This window comes from Frankia sp. CeTa3Moorea (assembly GCF_978021225.1).
The window spans coordinates 1-4,801 of record NZ_CDXDOR010000243.1; the positions used below are offsets into that span (position 1 = coordinate 1).

The window sequence follows — 4,801 nt, forward strand, 5'->3', positions numbered from 1 at the left end:
ACCCCCGCCGCAGCCCCCGTAGCCGTCACGCACCGCAGCAAACCATCCCGACAAGCCGGAGATCACCCAACACGGCCAGCGAACCACACACAGCCAACACCGATGAGACCCCGGCACCGATCAACCACAAGACTTCCGACTACTTACGAACTGCCAGCTCGGCCAGCATTTTCGCTTGCGGATATGCAAGCGAGACGCTTGCTGCGCTGGTTTAGGACGCTCCCTCCCGCGACGAAGGAACGATTCATGCGGGAGCAGTACGTGTTCTGGGGTATGTACCGCCACTGCATTCCGATCGAGAACGCCGTCAAGCTGTGGGAGTTCATCGAGACCGGGCAGCTCGACCTTCGCACTGGCGTGCTGGACGTGAGCCGATCAGGCTACGGCTTCGCGGTCACGCGTGCCCTGTCGGGGGCCGGAGCCGGATCGACCATTTCGACCACATCGTCGATGCGACCGGAACCGGATTTGACGTCACCAAGGCGCATTCGCCCCTGCTTCGGGACCTGCTCCGATCGGGCAGCGCGGCGGCACACCCGCCGGGCTGCTGGATCGAACTCCCGGCCGCGCCAGGGCGGTGGAACCCACCGTCAGGTAGCGGAGAAGCCTCCGTCCACGAACAGCGTCTGGCCGGTAAGGTAGACGGCGGCGGGGCCGGCCAGGAACACAGCGGCGCCCACCAGGTCCGACAACTCGCCGTTTCGCCCCAGCATTGTTCGATTGGCCATTGCCGTCGCCCGCTCCGGATCGTTGAAGACGGTCTTGGTAAGCGGTGTCCGGACGAATCCCGGCGCGATCGCGTTGCAGCACACACCGCGTTTCGACCAAGCCTCGGCCTGAGACCTAGTCAGTGCCGCGACACCGGCTTTGGACACCCCGTACGCGCCGCTGTTGCCGAACGCGCGGATCGACTGCTGCGACGCCAGATTAATGATCCTTCCCCAGCCGCGCTCCGCCATTCCTGGGCCGTACCGACGGCCCAGGAGGAAGGGCGCGTCGAGATTCACCGCCATCGTCAGGTCCCACTCCTCGTCGGTCAGACCGCCGAAGGGCGGTCTGATGTTCACGCCTGCCGAGGTGACGAGGATGTCGGGCTCCCCGAACGGTTCGGCCGCCTGATCGGCCGCCTGATCGGCCGCCTTGCTCAGCTCGGCGCGATCGGCCAGATCGCACCGGATGCCTGCGGCGGCGGCGCCAGCATCGCGGAGTTCCTCCACTACGGACTCCAGGGCGTCGGCACGGCGGCCGAGCGCGACCACCCGCGCGCCGGCACGGCCAAGCGCGAGGGCAATGCCGCGGCCGATACCGGAGGTCGCTCCGGTCACCACCGCGGTGCGCTCCCGCAGCGAGAAGAGCTCGACCAGGAAATCCGCCACCAGTGCTCCCTTCACGCAGCTCCGCGCTCGAGCGCAGAGGCCGTGCCGCGACGCAGATAAGCTATCGGAGCCGACCGGGACGACACGCGGCGCGCGCACGTACCGACCCGCGCGGACGCCTGGGCCACAGCGCTCCGGTCCAGGCGCGGGCGGGCGTTTTCAGCACAGATAGTCCGGTTCCTCGCGGCGCAACGTCCGCTCGATGTAGTAGTCGAAGTAACGCCGCGCGACGACGGGAAGTTCCGAGAACCAGGGAGGTCGCCGTTACCTCGGACCAGTGCCAGCCGCAGGGGTTCACCAGGAAGAGTTTGTCCTCAACTTCACTGTCCTCAGCCGTGACGGCCATCGAGAAGTGATTGTCCACTCCTTCCTGTAGTCCCCCGGGCCACCCGGCCGCCAAGGCGGACCACAGCAACCGCAGAACCTCGGCCGGGGACCCCGCCGTAGGTAGTCCCAGTGCCGCCGCGAGTTCGACCAGCCCGTTGGTCGCCAGCGTGGGGTTCTCCGCGTTGAGCCACCACACGATCTGGTATCCGGCGGCGCGTCTGTGAGCGTACTCGACTGCGAGCTGGGTCTTGCCCACACCTCCCATTCCTCGCAGCGGCACAACAGCGATTGCCTCCGCGTCGGGTTGACGCAGGCGGCCGTCCAACGCCCGGAGAAGGTCGTCGCGGCCGGTGAAGAACGGGTTTCGGGCCGGGACGTTCCAGATCCGCGGCAGCCGCCGGGGGAACTCCGCTCGGCCCGGAAAGGTGACCGGTGAACCGGACCCACGTAAGCCCGCCGACACTCCGTCGAGAAGCCGGCGGCGAGCGTCGTCCTCTTCCAACCCGAGCAGCTCGATCCGGCCCGAGCAGCTCGATCCGGGTCGGCGGCGCGTACAGCTCAGGGATCGAGCAGTCAGCCACGACCACCGGAACGACGCGGCCCGGATGGTCGCTCGCGAACGCCGCGGTGTGCTCGGCTTGGGAAAGGCGCTGGGCGAAGTAGGCGTCGGTGTAGACGGCCACTACCCGCTCGGCCCGTTCCAGAGCGTGCCGTATGGCGTGCACGAGGTTGGTGCCCGCAACCCAGTCCCACACGTCAAGCTCCACCGCGTACCCGGCCTCGACCAACTCCTGGGCAATCCATTCAGCCCATGCCAGGTCGCTGTCGGCGTGGGAGACGAAGAAATCTCGCCGATCCACCTCACCCCCATGCCTGCCAGGTCCAAGACAGCACGTTCCCGCGGTCGAGCATCCCCTTGCCGGACGCTTCCGGCCACGAAGCGCGCAGGAACATCATGGCGTACGCCGCGAGCGGCTCAAGCCACAAGGCCGCGGCGCCGGCTGGAGACCGTGCCGTCCCAGCCGGGAGCGGTCGCTGACCCGCCCAGGTCCACGTTCCAGTCGAGCAGGCTCGCACCGAGCTCGGTGAGGTCGACGGTCTGGTCGGGCTCGGCCCCGGTGAAGCTCACCAGCGACGCGGACCGCGGCGAAGAGGGTCCGAGAGCGCGGTTTGGGGTCGCCGCCGATGACGGTGACGGTCAAGCGGGCTCCGTTCAGCCAGCGGTGACGAGAAAAGCATGCCGGTCGGGTCCAGTACGGCCCGGCGCCGCCACTGGCGGGACGGATATGGCCGCCGACCCAACCTATCCCGCGGCCTGGCTCATGCGGCGGGTGAGTTCGTCGGCGTCGATGGGGCTGCCCGCCTGCCGACGCCCGGCGGTGGGCCGAGGCCGAACTCCTCACGACGACCTCGGACCACTGCGGGTCGTCCGTGCGGGTGGCTCCCGACCCTGCCTGGCGACACGCCGGTCGTCGGCCGACTTTCCGGCGACTTTCCGGGGCCCTGACCTGGCGGTGCACCCCGGAAGTCGACACAGCAACAACGGATATCCTCGACGTAGCCCGTTCATACTAGTTTGATCTGACTATCCAGATGGTCGCCAGACCTACCGGCAATCATGATCATCTGGATCCTCGCGCCGAGGGTGGGCGACGCGCGGGGCGCTCTGGCCGGGGGTCGGCGTGTAGGGCACCCGGGGCTGGACGGCGTAGGTCAGTACCGCTGTGAGCGCCGGAAGCCAGCCGAGGTAGTACGCGCTCACGGCCACCAGCGCCATGGCCGGGAGCGGGACCAGCAACATGCTCGTACGGGTTGGGGGCATGACGTACGTCCTTTGTTATCGGGTGTATGGCTAGTTAATTTTGGGGATGTTTTATCGTCTGCCCTGATCCCCCGACAAGTGCCGTAACTTCGCATGTCAATAGAGACATTCGGGAGTACACAGCAATGTGCGTCGCAACCCCGCACCACCACCGGCGACGGTCTTTCTCCAGATGGTGTCGCAACCGTCCACCGGTACTGTCGCTACCCGGTGGAGGTAGCGACAGTGAGCGCTGGATCGCCTGCCCACCAGGGAAAATAGGGCTGCGGTGACCGGGAACCCGAAGGATCAGGGCGGTCGCTGGCCGGTCATCGACAACGGAGTCTCCCGCGACCACCGGTGTCTTCTGCTGTTCTTCCACCTCCTGCACGCCCTCTACCAGGTGCCGTGGAAGTCCTGCTGTTCGCTGCCGGTGGGCGACCCCGGTCACGACGCCGAGAAAAAGAAGATCGAGCGGCGGTTCACAGGGAAAACGAAACTCGACTGGGACCAGATCGTCTGCTATCTGAACAAGCTTCCGGAGCCCGACCGGGAATCCGCGACGCTTACGGCTTTCTGCCTGTTCAAGCGGTGGTGCGAAGGGTCACGGGCCGGGCGGACCACGCTGGCGAAGGAGGAGGCGAGCCGCGCGTTGGAGGCCGCCGAGGCCGCGACCGCGGACCGGGACTGGCCCGCGGTCGCCTGGCTGTTGGCGATCCCCGTCGCCGGCATGCCGGTGACCACCACCTCGCCGATCGCGATGGTGCCGGCAGCCGCGGCCGACCCGCTGGTTGCGACAGCCGAGGTTTCGGTGGCCCCCACACGGGCCACACGAGCGGCCCACGTTCCCCGAGCGGACCTGGAGGAGGTGGAACGCCAGCTCGCCGCCGCCCTGGAGCGGGCCCGACAGGACGGCGAGCGGGCCGAGGCGGCGGACCAGCGGCTGGAGGAAGCCGACCGGGTACGCGGCGACCTACGCGCCCGCCTGATCGAGCTCGGCGCCCGGTGTCAGCAGGCCGAAGAGGACCGCGACGCCGCGCTGGCCACCGCCGCCGCCGCGCTCGCCAGCGCCGACGCAGCCGACGCCGACGCGACCGAGGCTCGCGCTCTCGCCGCGGCGGCCAGCGTCGCCCAAGCCGAGGAGCGTGAACGGGAGGCCGAGGCTCGCTGGGTCGAGACGGCAACGCTCCTCACGGTTACCGAGGATCGGGCGGTCGAAGCCGAGCGGCTGGTCGAGCATCTGCGCCGGCGGGAAGCCCACCTCACCGCCCGCGTCGCCCTCCTCGAGGAACAGGCC

At 68.4% G+C, this 4,801-nt stretch carries 5 protein-coding genes and 1 pseudogene; 1 reads left to right on the top strand and 5 read right to left on the bottom strand.

Going from position 1 to position 4,801, the window contains the following annotated elements; genetic code table 11:
• Window positions 1-590 precede the first annotated feature (590 nt).
• The 5 genes and pseudogenes from AC08OV_RS23545 to AC08OV_RS23565 form a co-directional block, all read right to left on the bottom strand.
• Window positions 591-1,376 carry an SDR family NAD(P)-dependent oxidoreductase gene (locus AC08OV_RS23545; protein ID WP_476620336.1) on the bottom strand — a complete coding sequence of 262 codons (786 nt, stop codon included), beginning with the start codon at window positions 1,374-1,376 and terminating at the stop codon, window positions 591-593.
• A 61-nt stretch (window positions 1,377-1,437) separates the two neighbouring features.
• On the bottom strand, window positions 1,438-2,205 hold the full coding sequence (locus tag AC08OV_RS23550; protein WP_476615761.1) for a hypothetical protein: 768 nt from the start codon (window positions 2,203-2,205) through the stop codon (window positions 1,438-1,440).
• An 85-nt stretch (window positions 2,206-2,290) separates the two neighbouring features.
• A pseudogene (locus AC08OV_RS23555) lies at window positions 2,291-2,563 on the bottom strand (toll/interleukin-1 receptor domain-containing protein); the annotation flags it as partial.
• A 116-nt stretch (window positions 2,564-2,679) separates the two neighbouring features.
• Window positions 2,680-2,832 carry a hypothetical protein gene (locus tag AC08OV_RS23560; RefSeq protein ID WP_476615759.1) on the bottom strand — a complete coding sequence of 51 codons (153 nt, stop codon included), beginning with the start codon at window positions 2,830-2,832 and terminating at the stop codon, window positions 2,680-2,682.
• 477 nt (window positions 2,833-3,309) lie between these two features.
• Complete coding sequence (locus tag AC08OV_RS23565; protein WP_476615758.1) at window positions 3,310-3,525, bottom strand: hypothetical protein; 216 nt, start codon at window positions 3,523-3,525, stop codon at window positions 3,310-3,312.
• 268 nt (window positions 3,526-3,793) lie between these two features.
• On the opposite strand from AC08OV_RS23565, the gene AC08OV_RS23570 reads away from it, so the two are divergent.
• The coding region (locus AC08OV_RS23570; RefSeq protein ID WP_476620337.1) for a hypothetical protein at window positions 3,794-4,801 on the top strand (1,008 nt) is incomplete at its 3' end.

Bases quoted from the DNA above. Each gene is read 5' to 3' on its own strand.
- AC08OV_RS23565 (WP_476615758.1), bottom strand. From the start codon at position 3,525: ATGCCCCCAACCCGTACGAGCATGTTGCTGGTCCCGCTCCCGGCCATG.